This window comes from Xenorhabdus griffiniae, assembly GCF_015163655.1.
Classification (GTDB): domain Bacteria; phylum Pseudomonadota; class Gammaproteobacteria; order Enterobacterales; family Enterobacteriaceae; genus Xenorhabdus; species Xenorhabdus griffiniae.
Map to the genome: position 1 here is coordinate 1 of NZ_JADEUF010000083.1, position 18,050 is coordinate 18,050.

Annotated in this window: 15 protein-coding genes and 1 pseudogene; all 16 read right to left on the bottom strand. The window is 46.5% G+C overall.

Going from position 1 to position 18,050, the window contains the following annotated elements:
- On the bottom strand, window positions 1–161 hold a 161-nt coding region (locus IQ211_RS13220), incomplete at its 3' end, for a transposase (RefSeq protein WP_193836372.1).
- A gap of 194 nt (window positions 162–355) precedes the next feature.
- Complete coding sequence (locus tag IQ211_RS13225) at window positions 356–4,195, bottom strand: non-ribosomal peptide synthetase (RefSeq protein ID WP_193836373.1); 3,840 nt, start codon at window positions 4,193–4,195, stop codon at window positions 356–358.
- A gap of 14 nt (window positions 4,196–4,209) precedes the next feature.
- Window positions 4,210–4,731, bottom strand: coding sequence for a YkgJ family cysteine cluster protein (locus tag IQ211_RS13230; protein WP_189760548.1), 522 nt, complete (start codon window positions 4,729–4,731; stop codon window positions 4,210–4,212).
- Entirely contained in the window at window positions 4,728–6,020 is a 1,293-nt protein-coding gene (locus IQ211_RS13235; RefSeq protein ID WP_189760547.1) for an aspartate aminotransferase family protein, read from the bottom strand. Before IQ211_RS13235 ends, IQ211_RS13230 begins: the two co-directional genes overlap by 4 nt.
- A 1-nt stretch (window position 6,021) precedes the next feature.
- Window positions 6,022–7,203: an ATP-grasp domain-containing protein gene (locus IQ211_RS13240; protein WP_189760546.1), complete on the bottom strand. Its 1,182-nt coding sequence runs from the start codon at window positions 7,201–7,203 to the stop codon at window positions 6,022–6,024.
- Between the two features lie 11 nt (window positions 7,204–7,214).
- A complete protein-coding gene (locus IQ211_RS13245; protein ID WP_189760545.1) occupies window positions 7,215–8,186 on the bottom strand; it encodes a cysteine peptidase family C39 domain-containing protein in 972 nt (323 codons plus the stop codon).
- On the bottom strand, window positions 8,173–9,591 hold the full coding sequence (locus IQ211_RS13250) for an MATE family efflux transporter (RefSeq protein WP_223281785.1): 1,419 nt from the start codon (window positions 9,589–9,591) through the stop codon (window positions 8,173–8,175). Before IQ211_RS13250 ends, IQ211_RS13245 begins: the two co-directional genes overlap by 14 nt.
- Entirely contained in the window at window positions 9,588–10,454 is an 867-nt protein-coding gene (locus IQ211_RS13255) for a class-II aminoacyl-tRNA synthetase family protein (RefSeq protein ID WP_189760544.1), read from the bottom strand. The genes IQ211_RS13250 and IQ211_RS13255 overlap by 4 nt, the downstream gene beginning before the upstream one ends.
- The gene (locus IQ211_RS13260) at window positions 10,447–10,704 is read right to left on the bottom strand and encodes a hypothetical protein (protein WP_189760543.1); all 258 of its coding nucleotides are present in this window, start codon (window positions 10,702–10,704) and stop codon (window positions 10,447–10,449) included. The genes IQ211_RS13255 and IQ211_RS13260 overlap by 8 nt, the downstream gene beginning before the upstream one ends.
- Window positions 10,692–12,443 carry a carbamoyltransferase family protein gene (locus tag IQ211_RS13265; protein WP_189760542.1) on the bottom strand — a complete coding sequence of 584 codons (1,752 nt, stop codon included), beginning with the start codon at window positions 12,441–12,443 and terminating at the stop codon, window positions 10,692–10,694. Before IQ211_RS13265 ends, IQ211_RS13260 begins: the two co-directional genes overlap by 13 nt.
- 27 nt (window positions 12,444–12,470) lie before the next feature.
- Window positions 12,471–13,634, bottom strand: a complete 1,164-nt coding sequence (locus IQ211_RS13270) for a beta-ketoacyl synthase N-terminal-like domain-containing protein (protein ID WP_338113366.1) — start codon at window positions 13,632–13,634, stop codon at window positions 12,471–12,473.
- Window positions 13,621–14,424, bottom strand: coding sequence for an ApeI family dehydratase (locus tag IQ211_RS13275; protein WP_189760540.1), 804 nt, complete (start codon window positions 14,422–14,424; stop codon window positions 13,621–13,623). Before IQ211_RS13275 ends, IQ211_RS13270 begins: the two co-directional genes overlap by 14 nt.
- On the bottom strand, window positions 14,381–15,220 hold the full coding sequence (locus IQ211_RS13280) for a hypothetical protein (protein WP_189760539.1): 840 nt from the start codon (window positions 15,218–15,220) through the stop codon (window positions 14,381–14,383). Before IQ211_RS13280 ends, IQ211_RS13275 begins: the two co-directional genes overlap by 44 nt.
- Window positions 15,221–15,238: 18 nt before the next feature.
- Window positions 15,239–16,309, bottom strand: coding sequence for a phosphopantetheine-binding protein (locus IQ211_RS13285; protein ID WP_189760538.1), 1,071 nt, complete (start codon window positions 16,307–16,309; stop codon window positions 15,239–15,241).
- Complete coding sequence (locus IQ211_RS13290) at window positions 16,309–16,995, bottom strand: SDR family NAD(P)-dependent oxidoreductase (RefSeq protein ID WP_189760537.1); 687 nt, start codon at window positions 16,993–16,995, stop codon at window positions 16,309–16,311. Before IQ211_RS13290 ends, IQ211_RS13285 begins: the two co-directional genes overlap by 1 nt.
- 941 nt (window positions 16,996–17,936) lie before the next feature.
- Window positions 17,937–18,050 (bottom strand): annotated as a pseudogene (locus tag IQ211_RS19625) (IS630 family transposase); the annotation flags it as partial.

Sequence of the window (18,050 nt, forward strand, 5' to 3'; positions counted from 1 at the left end):
CAGGGAGCGCCTGTCCGTAAAATCCAAAATACCCCATTGATAAAACGGCGATTATCTTCAGCAACACGTCCCCAAGCGCCCTGACGTCCAGGTAGATGAGGTTCAAGCAGAGCCCAAATATGATCTGAAATATCGTGACGGCGGTGTGCAGGTATACTCATGGTTAATCAGCTCTTTTGATGGAAGAAGAAATATTATCACACAATTTACCTCATGACGACACTGTCTAGGTAAGCAAGAGATTGAAATCATGAAATTACACTAAAAATGCTAACACATGCCCCATGCTATGGCCGGTGGCTTATAACCCTAATAGGGGTTCTTCCACATGACCCCATATAGGTGACCATAGATTTTATGGTATCTTCACTTTCACAAATTCAAGTAAGTGCACAGCCAGCTCAGGGGCATGATCAGCCATAATCAGACTCATATGATCCCCGGAAGTCACAACCGTCGTTAATCTGGTACAAAAAGCAGCATAATATGCCTGTAGCCTTTCGCCTAATTGACGGTATATCTCCCCATCCCTGCCAGACAATACAAGAGACTCTCCTTCAAAGACCCCTTTTGAATAATAATTACGGAATATTCGGAGATGTTGCTGGTAAAGTGCATCATGCTCACTGGCAAGATGTTTCAGTTCTCCACCATACTTTTCGACCGAACTCTCATCAAACAAACTGCTGACCAACGATAATGGATCTTCCTGTTTTGACGTGTCTAATGATAGCCGTTCAGGAGGAATAATTGTTCCCTCAATAATAATGAGCTTCACACGCATACCACGCTGATACATGCATCGACCTACCTCAAGAGCTATAGTTGAACCAAAGGAATGCCCAGCAAGCACAAGCGAGTTACCCTGAATATGCGGCTCTAGCGAATTAACGAAAAATGCAACAAGCGCCTCGATGCTGGACGATTCTTCGCTCGTAGGAGCGGGATAATCCAGAACATTAAGTTGTGCATTCTGGGCAAGTGACTGTGCAAGCTGGCGGTATGACGTACTTCTTAATCCTGCAGCTGGGAAACACCAGATAACAGGACCTTTACAGGGTGCCCATGTTGAAAAACAGGATGGCATTTCACTCCGGGTATGGGCAATGAATGCCGCCAATTCTCTAATAGTCTGGTGTCGCGTTATCGCTGTACCGGGAAGCTGTAAATCCAGTTCACGATTAATTCGAGCCAGGCAGACCATTGCCAGAAGCGAATGCCCTCCACTCAGGAAGAAATTATCCTCTACACCTAATGTGCTAAGACCAAGCACCTCCTGCCAGATCCGGTGTAAAGCGTGTTCAGTCTCACCGACAGGTGCGACGATGGGCGCGGCAGACACCGTCGCCGAGACACTATCCATCTGCTGCAGTTTTAGACGATCGGTTTTTCCGTTCGGAGATAGCGGCATCGCGTCAAGGCAAATCCAGGTATCCGGTATCATGTGTACCGGAATAATCTCCTTGAGTCTGACGACAATATCATTACGATTTACCGTCTGCCCCTCACGGACGACATACCATGCTACCAGTCTTTGTCCTTGTGCTTCACTGTACCGCGCCTGAACACAGACTTGTTCAATCAGTCCTGTCGACTGTATCGCCGATTCAATCTCCCCGAGCTCAATGCGAAATCCCCGCAGTTTAATCTGACCGTCGCGGCGCCCTGCAAACTCAATGACGCCATTCTGCCGGAACCGCCCTCGGTCACCGGTGCGATACATCGTTCCGTGAAGGGTAAACGGATCCGGAAGGAATTTTTCGCTTGTCAAACTCTCTCGTTCCAGATAACCCGGCCCTACACCGGCTCCCCCGATAAATATCTCTCCGTCAACACCTGCGGGTACAGGATTAAAATCATCATCCAGGATATAAATTCGACATCCAGGCACCGGTCGCCCCAGTGGTACAGGTCCCTGAAACTCGAATTCTCCCGGCCTGTACATTGACCAGATGGCAATATCAGCGCATTCAGTCGGTCCGTATGAATTGATGAGCGTCTTACCACTTCTGAGGACGGTGTTGGCAAGTGCTGGCTCGATGACTTCACCGCCAAGGACGATCTTCTTGAGCGAGCGGCATCGTGATGAGCCAGAAAAAGCCCGATAGGCTGAAGGCGCACAGCATAGATAATGAGGCTGGAAATAACTCAATGCCCGAAGAAAACCAATGGCATCCGCGGGACTACTGTCCGGTATGATTACCATCCCACCACAAGCCAATGGTCCAAAAATATTTTTTTGGGTCAAATCAAAACTGAGCGAACTGGCAAGGATAACACTTTCGGCCGGTTTCATTTCCAGCGCATCTCTGATGTACCACATCACCAGATTAGCGACACTACGATGAGTGTTAAGCGCCCCCTTGGGCTTTCCGGTTGAACCCGAGGTATAGATACAATAGATAATATCGTCAGGCCGGGGCTGGCTTTCAGGACGGGTCTCCGGTTGTTTCATTAACTTACAAACGATCTCAGGTGAAGCCGGATCGATAACAAGCGGAACCGTACTGAGGCTCTCTGACGCACCCTGTACAATCATTGCGCTGGCTCCTGCGTCCTCTGAGATATAATGCTTTCGTTCAGCAGGATAATCAGGATCAACAGGAACATACGCAGCTCCAGCTTTGAGGATCCCATAGATTGTCACGATGAATTCAGGACCTCGAGGAAGACAGACCGCGACCCGTTGTCCCGCTCTGATACCGTTACTGGTTAGAAAATGGGCGAGTTGATTGGCCCTGCGATTAAGCCTGTCGTAGGTTAATTCCCCCTCAGAAAACCGAAGTGCTATTCCATCTGGTGTGCGTTGGACCTGCTCTTCGAAAAGAGTTAATACCGTCAGGTTGTCGCTGTAGCGATGTGGAGAAGTATTCCAGGTCTCCAGCATCATACCAAGCTCTTCCTTCGTCAGCATCGCATAAGCCGATACCCTCTTCACAGACTCACTTAAAATTTCCTCAAGGAGCTGGAAGTAGTGCCGTGTGAAACCTTTTACCGTTTCGGCTTCGAATCGAGACGCTCTATATTCCGTAATGAGATTAAAATTATCGTCATGCTCTGCCAGAATAAAATCGAGATCAAACGCTGCAACTTCGTTACCCATAGGCACCGCACGAACGCCTGTATCACATAACTGCTCACCCACTCGCGCATGGTTTATACAAATCTGGAAAAACGGATTGCGTGTTTCGTGACGCGTCGGACGTAGTTCTCTCACCAGTTCATGAAAAGAAATATTGCTGTGCATCATGGTTCGGATAAGGCGGTTTCTTATCTGATGAAGCAACGCTTCTGCTGTGGTCTCAGTTGTTGCACGTAACCGCAATGGCAGGACATTAACAAACAAGCCCGCCAGAAACGGTTTATCATCGTCCTTACGAAGCGAAACGGGTACCCCCACCACAATGTCCATGCTCTGGCTATATCGCATCAGCAATACACTACATATCAGGGTATGAAGCATAAAGGGCGTAACGGCGTGATGACGGCAATACGCCTCTGCCCGTGCATATAACTCGTCAGGAAAACGATGTGACAGGGTCTCTGCTTTACGTGTTGTGTTGCCCGCATTCGGTAATGCTGGCAATGTTATCTCTGATGGAGCATCAGCCAGCTGAGTTCGCCAGTAATCCAGAGCACGTGATGTGACCGAAGAGGACAAAAGCGTTGATTGATAGTCCGAAACAGTACTGCTGCTTACCATCGACAGGGGCTCATCAGGTCGCGTCCATAACCGCATAAAATCTGCCGTGAACATGGCCGCTGACTGCCCGTCGAAGATAATGTGGTGAATGACAATGAGCAAAGTGGCTCTACCATCAGCCATCCTGAACAACGTCAAACGATAAAGGGGATCATTCCTGAGCATAAATAGCCTGGCTATCTCCCCCCTCAACAGGTGCTCAATCGCCGGGCCATTGACCTCCTCAGCCTGAATGACGGTAATAGTGCACGGCGGAGGCGATACCCAGTACTGGCACGGAACACCGTCTTCTCTTTCAGTTATGCGGGAATGAAAGCAGCCATTAGAACGGAACAATGTGTCACACACGCTCTGAAGACGCTCAATGTCCGGGCTGGACGAGAAATCAAATCGTACCGGCACATTATGAGATGAGCTCCGCTCTGACAATTTATCCTGATACCACAAGCCGACCTGTAGTTCAGACAGAGGGTATAATGCACTTGTCATCATGTTTTCCTTTCCCTTCAAACAGACACAACGGGGATCCCGCTGCCATCTCCGCTATAGTTCACCATTCTTGCCTTACGTAAGAATTCGGCTATATCGCCGTCCCTTGCCAACAGGGTGCCTGTACGCAATGCCTGATCACGGTACTTGTCCAGAGATAAACCCATTCTAATAGCCGGGCAGGATTTGCCCTCCACAATTTCCAACTCGTCTCCCGCAAACTGGAACCAGAAAGGGAAGACACGACAATCCACTGGCTTATACGCATTACTCCCCTGACCCGGAGATACACAGCATCCCATATCCGCAGGAACGATCTTCATACCACCGTGATAGTTGTCATCAATAATGTTGTAATGACTCAGGCTGAATCCCATTCTTTCAGCACTTTCCTTTTCGCCGGGTAGGAGCAATATGTATGAATCGGTATATGTGCAGCAGTCCCAGCTACAGGCTCCCTCAGAAACGAGTTGGCTGCATGTCGGGATTTTTTCATCCAGTGTCGCCAGCACTGAAGACAATAATTCCACCGTCATCATGATACGCAACTCCAATGGGCAATTGACTTGCAGGCAGCCTCAGCAAACGCCGAAAGCGTTGTCTCTTGTGTGGCCGCGGAGACATACATTGTCTCTTCAACATCCGGACAAAGGTGATACCCCTGATTGCGCATGTCCACATACAATCCGGTAAAAATGTGCCTAGCCTGGCGGTGAACATCTTCATGGTTCGCAATCAGCGTCCCCTTCGGATGGAAAATAAACGCGAAAATACTGCCTCGACGTGCAAAGATAAAATCAGTGCCAAATTTCTTCTGGTTCAATGCGATCTGCTCTTCAATATAGCGTCCCTTTTTATCAAGCATTTCATAAAAACCGGGTTCACTGAGCACCGTGAGCGTCGCAATACCCGCGCGCATAGTCAATGGGTTGCCAGCAAAAGTGCCCCCCTGAAGGATCTGCTCTTTATCCAGCAGATGCATAATGTCCTTTCGTCCACCAAATGCACCAACTGGTGTTCCTCCGCCGATAATTTTGCCGAACGTCACCAGATCGGGCTCAACGCCCAGCAAATTACTCACAGGGCCATAGGTCAAACGGAATCCGCTAATGACTTCATCGAAGATCAGCAATATGCCCGTTTCGTCACATATCTCTCGTAATCCTTTCAGGAATGAAATGGCTGGATCAACAAGCGACATATTGCATGGCAATGGCTCGAGGACGATGGCTGCAATTTCACCTTCAAAGGCAGCCACTGCACTTCTGACAGAATCCAGATCGTTAAAGACCGCCATAATGTTTGCTTTCATGGCTTCAGGATCGAGCCCCGCTGATTTATAGTCCTTCTCAGATTTACTCTGTACAAGGTCAAAATGCCCGTGATACCCACCACGGAAACGAATGATTTTTGTCTTCCCGGTGTAGGCTCTGGCAAGCCTGATTGCAGACATAACCGCTTCGGTCCCGCTGCAAACAAAACGGATCTGCTCCAGAAAATTTGCCGTACCCGTAATCATCTCAGCAAGCTGCGTTTCATCAGACGTAACCGTTCCAAAGAGTGAACCTGTCTGAACCCTCTCGGTTATGGCGTTGATAATGGCAGGATGGTTATGACCAAGGATCATCGGGCCAAACCCATACATAAAATCGTGATAAACACGGCCGTTAACATCATACAGGCACTCACCAATAGCCTTATCAATCACCAGTGCCTGAGAATTCACATTTCTGCATGCGCGTAGCGGCGAACTGACACCACCCGGAATAACTTTTTCAGCGCGGATAATTTCTTTACGGATAGCTTGCGAAGTTGCTTGTTCGGTCATCTTACTTCACTCCCAGTTGATGTTTTTCCAGCTCACAAAAAATAGATTCAGCGCCAGCCCTGTCTGAGCACGCAAAAAAAGCAGTAATAATGGTTTCGGAATTGAGTGGCGGGCACATTACATAGTCACCATCATCCCGATATTTGATAACGACACGGGCACCAAGCTCATGACAAAGAGATTCTGTTTTCTCTGTATCAAAAAGCACACCGTTACGCGGTGCGCAAAAATCATATTCAAGCCCAACCAGACGATGTGTGTAATTCAGAGGTTCACCATCATGTAAATGATGAAGTGCGTGGTAAGCATCAAGCCCGCAGCAAATATCCATCATCACCTGCCCGGTCACACCGCCACCTGACAATCGTGGACCAATCTCAAGTAAATAAATCTGACCAGAATCTGTTACCCGAAACTCAGCATGGAACGGTGAATTATTTAATCCGGTAGCCGTGATAACATCTCGAATAATAGATATAAACTCTTCGCCCTTACGTGAACAAAAGGGCATCGTGATATACGCTGTTTCGTGAAAATACGGGCCGGTAAGATCCGGTCGTTTAATGTGAAATAGCATCGGGTAAAAACAATTATTCTTAATAAACCCGTCTATCGCAAACTCCTTCCCATCAATGTACTCTTCAACGATGATTGATGAATGACCATGCAATTTGCGAAAATACTCACCAGCGCGTCGTGACTGAGACCAGGCCTTTGAAAATAAATCTGATTCACTGACCTTCGTGACCCCGGTACTATAAAAACCATTTGAGGGTTTAATGACAACAGGATAGCCTACTGTTGACTCAACCCATTGCCGGGCAGGTAAACTGTCACGAAGTTCACTGGTTTCATACCAGCGGGCTATACAGTCCAGGCGAGGGAGCGACTTACGAAAACGGACCTTATCAGTGAAGTCTGCTATCGTTTCGGGGTCCCTGTGAGGCTTACCCGTAATTCTCTTCAGAAGATCAACATTCACCTGCAAACCATCACTAAAAGAAATAATATCATCATACTGATATAAATCGTGTGCTGAATTAATCATCTCCGCCCAGGACTCATGATTATCAGCAGTCAGTGAAGGAAAGTCGAAAAAATCGACGTGCAATCCATTATCTTGCGCCCAAGAATAATAGTGACGGGCGTGCTCCGACCGTCCTAAATACAATATTTTTCTCATATCTTCCTTTTTTAAAGCTGATCAGATGAGATATTTTTCCAAAGTACCAGGGTCAGTTGTTGAATATCATCAAAACGAAGCTCTATGCGCTCCAGAACAGCTGGCGATAAGGTGGCTTCGTATTTCAGAGCCATAATAGAGAGCGCATGCCATGCCTTTCTGAGCAAACGTAATTGCTCGATCGTCTCAATGTTAAATTTCCCCACCACAAGCGCATCTTCTAACAAGAGCAAGCCAGGAATAATATAGAGAACCACAATGTGATCGAATATTCGTCTGGCAGCGCGGACCGCTTGTTCATCTCCTCCCCTCAATAGTGCGAGATTTAGAGATTTATACTCCCTTACAGCCTCGTTAAATCGTGCTGTCACGAGAAATTGATTGGCCTGGTCAATGATGGCATCACGAATGGCCAATCCCGTCTGCCTGTGCGATATACGCATAACCCAGTAATATCCCATGTGGTCATGGGCTTCACTGCGCACTCGCGCCGTACAGGCTTTCTCAAAAACATCAGCACGAAGCGTTGCATTGCATGCCCAGGGAACTCGGTCGACAATCAGTGAATCTACAATATGAACCCATTCGCCGTTATCACTGATACCTGTCACGAGTATGGCGTGGAGATAACCCGTCTTCTGACTGTAAACGTCGGCATAATCCAGCCAGCGTGAGTTAACCCAGACGATCACCCCACCTTCCTTCTTCAGAAGCTGGCGAAGCTGCTCACGCCATTTTTCTGCTATGGGGATCCGCTTAGGATCACCACCGTAGGCGCGGGCCCCCACTAACCCCACGTTTTCAACTGAAAAGGTCAACTCAGGCATCTGCCATTCATCAAGCCCTGCCTCAAGGAGAAAACCGCCGCTGCAGGCAAGCAACTCGCTTTCAGTTACCTTTACCCCTTTTATTTCAAAGAGCTTTTCAAGACTGCCGATAAAGCAATTAATCGAGGGAGTGGCATCAACTTCAACCTTGTACATGCGTCTTCTCCTCTATTTCGAAGCCATGCTGTACCAGCTGATTCTCTTTATTTTTTATCGCCTTGAAAATGCGAAGAAAATAGACAGCGCCTATGAACAATTCGAATACTGACCCAATGATCCAGAGCGTAATCAGCGTCTCAGGAGCATCCTCATAGTGGCGTGCAGTGTAATAAATTAACGGCACGCTCAGTCCCCACATCATGAGAAAACGGACCCAAAACATAAAGCGAGTCATTCCGAGACACTCGAGCACCGCCGACCCAGTCATTGAGAAAACAAAAGTAAGTGAATACGTCCAGAGCACTTTTTCAGTATCAATAGCCAGTGCGTAGATTGCCGCGCTGTCATGCGATAGACCGAAAAGGCTCATGAGCAATTCAGGGAATCCCACCTGAATCACGGCCACTAAACCCACGTAACATAATTCAATCACCAACGTCACCAGCAAAATACGCTGGAGGTGATGGTAGCGACCCGCACCTACAGCATTTCCACAAAGAATGCTGCAGCCAATACCCAACCCAATAACAGGAATAATGGCCATATAATTGATGGTCAGGTTCACATTATTCGCTGCCAGCGCGACAGATCCCAGAATGCCAGCAATCCAGACAAATGCGGTATTTCCAAGCTCATCAATCCCATTTGTCAGCCCGGAAATATACCCCCGGCGTAGACGGAAAAGCATCATAGAAAGGATCCCCTTTACCCGCCCCGATAACATTCTCCCGAGTTGCTTATACAACTCGCGTGGCAGAAGATAAAGGTACAGACAGGACATAATAAGGCTCGCGATAAGCGTACCCGTGGCCGAACCTCGCATCCCCATTTCCGGCAAACCAAACTTACCGAAGGTAAGCCCTACCGTAAAAATAATGTCGCAGATCTGTCCCACCAGCCCGACAAAGAATGTCGTTCGCGTACGCCCCGTACCATTAAACCAGGAAGCCAGAGAGACGTTAAACACCATAAACGCGCCAAAGTACGCCGCGATAAAGAGATACTGAGATTCAAGCGCAATACTGACAGCGCTGCGGTTACTCATCTCAGGTATCTGCGCTATCAAAGGCGATAACAGCATCAGAATTAAACCCGCGACCAGGCCAGTGCTCATCCCTGCACTCCCCTCCTTGATAGCCGCTTCCTCACCATCACGTCCCCAGGCCTGTGCAACGAACGAACGGTAAATCGCAACCGTTGAACTGAAAAAAGCAATAATAGTCATTGCAGTAAAAATTGCAGGCCCTGATGCTTCAAGCGTCGACTCGGAATACCGAGCGAGACACAGGCGATCAATAACCATCATCAGGAGATTTCCCGTCATACTTCCCATTAAGGGAAGAGATACACGTATGATCTGAGCTGATATGCGGGTCCACGAATCTTTCTGATGCACCATCATAAATGCTCCTGCAAACCATCAGGCATAGCCCGATATAACTGAGTGATAAGACGATGCGGTTCGTTTCCAGCCGTCTTACTGAGAAGAGTAAGCAGTAATCTTTCCATACCAAACGCAACACAACTGGAGTGGAGCTCAGTGTTCAGCCGAGCGGCTCGAATACTGAATTTCATTGTGAATAATTCACGATGATAGTTTCTTGACCCCACACTCACCGCAAGGCCCAGTTCGCCGCCAGACACTATTTCCTTCTTAACGCCAAGCACGCGTTGAACCTTTTGAGTGACGACACTGTTTTCACCATAAAACACATCATTCGCGGTTTCCTGATAAAAGCTGTTGTCCACACGATTTAAGAAAGACAAAACACGTTCAAAAATCCTGTCACAGGACTGCATAACCGCATCCGGCGTACCAAGAAGAACAAATTCCCGCATGGTAAAATTAACCAGACGACCCGGTGCATCCTGTTCAGGCTCATATCGATGGCATTCACCTTTAGCCGTATAAAACACCAAATCCCCGTTTAGCGTTTTGTTTTCCAGAGCCGCAAAAGTGTGATAGCACGTAGACGGGTTTAGCACGAGTTTGACACTTTGCTCCTCAGGCAAAATATGTGGCAGCGCAAAGAGAGGATTCGCAGGCAATTTATTAAAGAACCCGATTTTTTCAAGAACCTCTGCCGGAAGCAGCGTATTACAACTGTGCGGAGCAAAATGCCCTTCCTGTTCAGCCAGCTTAACAAGTAGGCTGTCAAGCACTAGGTAAGCCTTGTACAGCTCCCCATGAAACCGATAACCAATAATCTTGCCCTTAGAGGCATTAACGGTCAGAAAACCACGTTCAGCCAGCTCGTTAATCATGATCTGACTCCAATGGTGCCGGAATAATTCCGCGTATTCTGTCCGTGAGAACATCCACGGAATCCACATGCAGTAATGTCGCATCCAGATCGTCAAGAAAAACCCCTAAATGCTCTTCGAGCGTAACAATGAAACGCATGTAGCTTAAGGAGTCATGCAGAATATCCGGTACCGAAATCACCTCATCGCCCTCTTTTTTATTTGCCATCTCAACCAGTATTTCAGTAATGATTTCTTTCAACGTTTGCATACAATGACCCCCTGTAAATAAAGACGGTCAAGAGAAGTATTCATAAAGGTATCCAGTGCTGTTCGCGGATCCATAATAAGTGGCTGCCCTTTCACATTGAATGACGTGTTTACCACACAGCCATGACCCGTTGAATGCTTAACGGACTTTAGTAAACGGTAAAAAACGGGATTAAATTGCTCAGTGACAAGCTGGGTTCGCGCCGTTCCGTCAGCATGTCGTACGCCACTGACAACATTTGCCATCGATGCCTTTACCGTAGCCGTACTCAGCATGTAGCGATAAGGACTCTTGTGTTTGACCTCAAAAATAGTGTCTAGGCATTCATCTGTAATAGCGGGAGCAAATGGCCTGAAACCCTCACGAAACTTCACCGTCCTGTTAATGCGTTCTTTTATTTCCTTTCCTGAAGGCAACGCCAGAATTGACCTATTCCCCAGCGCGCGCGGACCAAACTCCATACGCCCACTGAACCATGCAATGATGAGATCATCCCTGATAGCCTGTGCCGCCGAAGCAAAGTATTCCTCGGTATATCCCAGAGTGGTGAAACTGAGTTGTTTATACTGCGGCTCAGCAATGAGTGCCTGTATCTCCTGATCCGTATATTCAGGTCCAAGATACGGAGAAAAGAAAGAGGCTTTTGTCTGGTATGAGTGCGCATGAGCAAGGGCTGCGCCTAATGCGCTACCGTCGTCACCGGATGCAGGCTGAATAAAGATATCCTCAACCTCCTCAAGACTGGCTATCAGTTGGTTTGCGCGGCAATTCAGGAAGACCCCGCCTGCCAGACATAATCGGGAATGCCCGCTTCGACGAAGCCACCAGAGTGCCAGATTGCATAACATTTCACTGAAACGCTTTTGCAGTGCGGCTGCAAAATCGGCATGATCCTGAGTGACCTCTTCAGCAGCGTGACGCGATGCCAGACGTGTAGATGACTGGATCCACGACAGCGCGCCGGGATATCCATCTTCAGCAGAGTTCAGTGCCCCCTGAGGCCAGCAAACAAGGATCTGACCTGTTTCATCATCGAAGCGCAGGAAATCATGGAAAAATGGAGAGTATTTCTGGCTGTCCCCGTAGGCCGCCAGGCCCATGACTTTGTATTCGTCACTGTTGAACATAAATCCCAGAAAGCGGGTACAAATGGAGTACGCAATCCCGGGTGAGGAAGAAATCGTCTGCGTGTCAAGACGTTCAAATTCGCCGTTTCGGCAGCTGAAAATACTGACAGACTCCGTTTCCCCCATACCATCAGCCACAATGCATAATGCACTCTCAAAACCCGATGGTACAAAAGCAGAAACAGCATGGGTGTAGTGATGATCTGTCGCGCGAAAACGCACCCTTACGTTCGACCACCCCGCTTGCTCAAAATGCCTGATTACCGTCTCAGAGCTGTATATAGCATCAAATTTCGCTTTATCCGCCCCTGAAACAAAAAACCGCCGGCAGGCATCATAATTAAAACCGTGGGCAATAATATCAACCTCATCCTCTGCTATTCCTGCCGCACGAAGACAATAGTCAATTGCCTGACGAGGAAACTCTCCCGTCCCCTTAACACCGTTGAATCGTTCTTCACTGGCAGCAGCAATAATCTCACCGTCAACAATAATACAGGCAGCACTGTCCAGCCCCTGACAAATTCTCGCATCAAGGGGCTCAATATTCGCATAATGCTCTTTCAGCCATTTCTGGGCATCTGGCAAGCCACTAATTCCTAATACGATCATTTTTTATCCTTGTCTGTCAGTGTCGATTCAGGGCAACCGGAAAAGTGAGATGGCATTATTTCCGCCAAAACCAAACGCATTGTTTTGAACAACCCTGACAGGCCTTGAATTATCAGGACCGTCAGTGATGAGGTTAAAATCAAATTCTGTATCAGTGGTATTCGTAGGCGGAACTTGCTGCTTTACAAGAGTCAGACAGCTTGCTACCGCTCCCGTCGCACCCGCTGTTGCCATCATGTGCCCGGTAGTACCTTTGATGGCAGTTATACGCGCATGGGGATAAGCGTCAGAAAAAATTCCTGCCTCAACGGCATCATTAGCTTTCGTACCTGTACCATGTGCATAAATGACGTCCACATCTTCTGCGTGAAGTCCCGCAGATTTGAGCACCTTTTCATGGCAATTCTGAACGCGCGCTCTGTCAGGATTCGTCGGATGTCGGGCGTCATTATTACTTGCAACTGCGACCAGCTCAGCCAAAGGCTTCTGGCCGGGTAAAAGCGTATCCTCACGCTGAAGGATCAGAAATGCAGCCCCCTCAGAGATAGTGATAAATCGACGCTTTGAAGAAAACGGTCTGCAACGCTCCACACCCAGTGCGTTTAACATGTAAAAACCTGACCAGACCTTAAGTGAAAAAGCATCAGCGGCGCCAACGATGGCAGTAGTGATTACGCCGGTACGCATCGCATCTAACGCAGTTTCTAATGCGACATTCGCAGACGCACAGGTGTTGTGAACAACCATCGCCGGACCTGATAGACGAATAAATTGGCGAATGTCTGTTGCGACGTTATATCCGCTATAACCGTAACGACGCCATCGCGAATCATCCCCTTCAACAGACTCATCAAGAATGTCTGCCTGTGCTTCATTGTTTCCGGCAAATACAGCTGCGTGCCGAAAAAGTTCATGACCTTTACTAAGTCCTGCATGTGTGATAGCTTCCTCCACAGCAGTCAGCGCATAGAGTGACGAATCTGGTAAATCACCAAATCGTGACCGTAGCGAGAGCTTTAGTTCTGCTGGGATCCTGCCCGCAAGGAACTGTCCCTTCATCGTGGGATAGAAAGAGGGCTGCGGTGTAAAGCATTCTCTCTTTTCCTTCAGCGCTTCCCATAACACCTCGACGCCTTCACCAAAGGGTGTCAGTGCGCCAAGTCCCGTCACGTACACTTTATGCATGGACATTCCCCTGCAACGAATGCGTTTTCATCGACACAGCACCCTGAATATCGAGTAATAAGGTACCGTCACCGTTAATTACATTTCCTTCCCATGTGAGAAGGTTTCCTTTGCGTGTAACCCGTGTACTAAGCATGAATTTATCCAATTCAGACATAAGTGAAGTACTGACCCGAATTTTGCTAAATCGAACAAATACAAAACGAGACTCAGCTGCAACAGCCCTCTCCAACTCAGTAGCATTCACTACGAGAGCAAGATTCCCCAAAGCCTCAACAAGAAGTAAAAATACCCCGCCAGCACAGGTTTCAATCCAGGGCGATCGCTCGATTGCTAATTTCGTGTCAATCACACAGCTTGCGCACGTAAATGAAGAGTCTGCTTGTATTTTTTCCGGGAGAAACCAGTAATCCGGATGCCTGAGAGGTATCACAGAATGTTCTGCCCCTTTTGCAACAAAGGCCTCTGTGTGACCCGAGAGTTCTGCTTTCGAAACGGTAAGCCGAAACGAGAAAAAAAGGTTCTCACTGTTACAGCAAAGGATATTTCCCGAATGATTACGCTCAAAAATAAAATCCACATCGGGCTTGATCATCTTGCGAAATATCAGCGAATCAATACTGAGGTGGTTAGCATTCCCTGCAGGAAAATTTGCCAGATAATCAGAAAGCGGCATAAATCCAGGAACAACAGGATCCCCTGGAAAATGCGCTTTAAATACCGAATGCTTTGCATTTATGGAGCTCGCCATCTTATCCCTGCCCTTCGCCAGACCTGACGGTGAGGTGCGCTGCATGTTCATCCTGAATACATATCAGATGTGCAACGGGAGGGTTAAGTGTCAGGGCCTCAAGAAAACGTGCAAACTGAAATGCAGCGTTATATGAAGTGTTGGTGTGAACATTAGGCATCGCTCCCTCTGACAACACCGCCTCCCCCTGACGTGTACGGGTATAAACAAATACAGGCTCATTATCCGGATAAGAAAAGGTTTCATCTGGCTGATAAAAATGAAATTCAGCGCTGAAATCCGCCCCTTTAACTAAACCGGCATAAGCCACTGCTGAATCAAGGGGCTTATGCCCTGGATGCCGGAGAGCAACATCTTCCTCCCCGGCAGGCTCGTAGATATCCCCCAAAAATACATGCGCTGTACGTCCAAAGTCAGTGTTGATGAAAGTCAGCGCTTTTAACATCATCACGACCATCGTTTCTGCTCCCGCATTCAGAGTACAGTTCCCCCCGGTAATACCGCGCTCGATATTGACAAACGTTGATGCAGAGCTCGTTGTAGCATGAGGAAATTGCTGAGCTGACGCCTTCCTTACATCCTCTTTGCATTGCAACTGAAAACGTAACATAGATGCCAGGTTTCCATATTCGGTCCCTACTAATACGGCTGCGTCATCATTATCAGGTTGAGGTGTAATGTTTTTTCCTGCCAGATAACTGCATGTCCGGCTAAAATCATCCCGAAAACGATCACCAGCAGTACCCGCAAACTCAGCCAAATCTACAGGCAGAGTAAATGTATGGGTCTCATCGCCACCAGACGGATACAACGACGTTTTAGCAATATTGAATCGCAACATATTTTATTTCCTGACCATTCAGGACTGCTGAGGTTCTGCAAGCAAAGACTCAATATGCCCCTCAAGCTCGTCGACAGTAGTGATTGAAGCAAGAGCATCTTCGGATAACGTAATGCTGAATTCACCTTCTACACCTAAAACCAGATCAATAAGCTTGAGCGAATCAATACCCAGGTCGGCATTCAGTTCCTGAGTCCCATGCACTTTGTCGGGACTGGTTTCAGCAACAGTGGCAATAATTGCGTAAATTTTTTCTTTCATGTTGTCCTTTTCCTCATCTCGATGATCGTCACTGGCACATGGCAGACTAGCGTGAATGGTTCGCATATAGTCCCGGGTATCAACGATAGCCTGTATGAACCCCTCCTCGATCTCATTACGGGTTATCTCTCCCGCCTCAAGCATTTTTTCAATACATTCACAGGTGAAGCGTGCATGAGCTTCTTCACCATCCTCAGCCATATGAATATCAAAGTAAGGATCATGCAGCGTTTCAGTAGGATCGCGGTTCAGACACGCCAGATACAATAAAGAAATCTGGAAGTCCGCCTCCGTTTCAATCCCCAACGCATAACCCATCGCGTAGCCAAGAGAGGCTTTATAGCCGGCCAGCATATTGGAATTAAATTCGTTCGCCGCAGCAGGAATAGCCGCTTTTCCCTGGCCTGCATCAATGCCAAGTTTCAACATGTAATTGCGAAAAAGTCCGTGATGCGGCTCCGGAGTATTTTCCTCAAGAATGATGCCCTTGATATAATCTTTCCATACTGCATTGCCATTCTTATTCTGAACCTCAGGCAAAACTAGACGCTGGAAACCATAGCCTGAACCCCAGTAATACTCACACATGAAATGATCGAGCTGTTCTGCACTGAGCTTGTTTTCAAGTAGCGCGAGATACATCGGATTATCAATATGACTGAGTGACTTCATCCTCACTTTCAATAAATCGTTTAACCACGGTAATGAGGATGGATCGGGTCTGGCACTGATCCTTTGGTTATAAATCCATTCAGGAAGCTGGGTAAAAGATTTAATATTGCGAGCAGCATCAACAAATTTATCCGTTGCATGCGAAGTGACTTCCATTACATACCTCCATCTAGAGTGAGTGTTGTACCCGTCAAATAATCAGAAATGGCGAGCAATCCCACACAGAAATTAGCTATCTCCTGTACATTCGCCATACGTTGCAATGCAATATTCTTTCTAACCGCCTCACGCTTATCCTGCGGCAGATTTTTCAACATTCCACCATCGATATAACCTGGCATAACCGTATAAGCCCGTACATTAAAACATCCATAATCATTCGCAATATTTTTGGCAAGCATATTGAGCGCAGCTTTAGAGCATGAATACGCAGCAGCGCCTGTTGCGCCTCTGACAGCCGCAGTGGAGGACAAAAACTGGAAAATACCTTCCCTATTTTTTATAAAATGCGGCAATACATTTTTGACCACTCTGACCGCACCAAGAAGATTGACGTCTATAACTGACTGCCAGTCATCAATCCCTTGATTATGAATGAGTTTGTCTTTAGTTATGGCAGGAAAATAGAGAACGGAATATATCCTTTCATGTAAACTGAATACACTCTCAAAGGCCCGCTTGACACTCTCATCAGACGTAACATCTATATGAATCTCATCCTCACTCGGCGTCCTTGTCATTGCTTTAACCATGTAATTATTATCTTTAAGAACTTTTATGACTGATCTTGCAATATCACCCGACGAACCAACAACGACTACGAGTCCCTTTTTACTGTCCATTAACTTGACCCCGAAAAATGATATTTTACATTTCATTAACCAATTGCAAAAACTTATCAACAAAAAAAATCAAATGCAATAAAAAAGGTTCTGTCGCAGCAATTATTAATGAACAGCCGTAAACTAAAATTTATAACGATATAAAATTAAAATAAAAATAAAAACATCATTTTTCCCTATCTAAAACGGTATCAAATAGCGCGAAAACTTTTTTATTTTTTACTCGTAATGCCATGTAAAGAAAAAGAAATTTTTTCATTGAGAATTGCTGGTTCTGTCGCATTAATGGAGAAATCGCGAGAGGAAGTAGGTTGGAGTTGTAAGCCGGAGAGAGCGTAAAAATCTGTGGGGCACTTTATTAAGCCACTATAAATTAAGCAATTAAGTATGCTATATCAGATAGCAGTGAGAACCACCCAATCGCCACAATTCCCCGTAAACTGAGTTATTAAACTATTTTATTCATCTCTCACCAAATCCATGCCCCACACTTTTTTACGCTCTCGTTGACTCACTCTCCTTTTAATATCCCGCCGATTGCACTTAATATGCTAATTCAGCAGTACTCTACAGTTTTGAACTTTTGTATAGAAGATCCTTATTAGCAATAAATATTACATTCTTTTATTTCAGGGTAAATAAACAAAATGTAGACATAGCACAAATTAACCATTCAGCATGAGTGCATGTTTTTTCTTGTATTAACAAATACTCTCGATAACAAAATTAATAGACATCATATATGCAAAATTTTATTTCGATAATACTAAGTTTAAATTTCACATTAAAATTAAGATATAGCTTTAGGATTACCTTCATTTATCTCATTAATTAACCTTTCTATTATTAGAGGTAAATTGATAATTTATTTCCACTAACCTTTTTATTAATTTCATGTTTCACGGCATTTGTATAAATAAGCTTTCATAATAACGATACACTTATTTTTTCATTCCCGGTTGTTGCCCTAATGAAAATGCAATCATAAATTCTTCAACGCACGCTAAGAGTTGCCACATATACTGACAGCAATGATTTCGGGTGACGGTTTCATG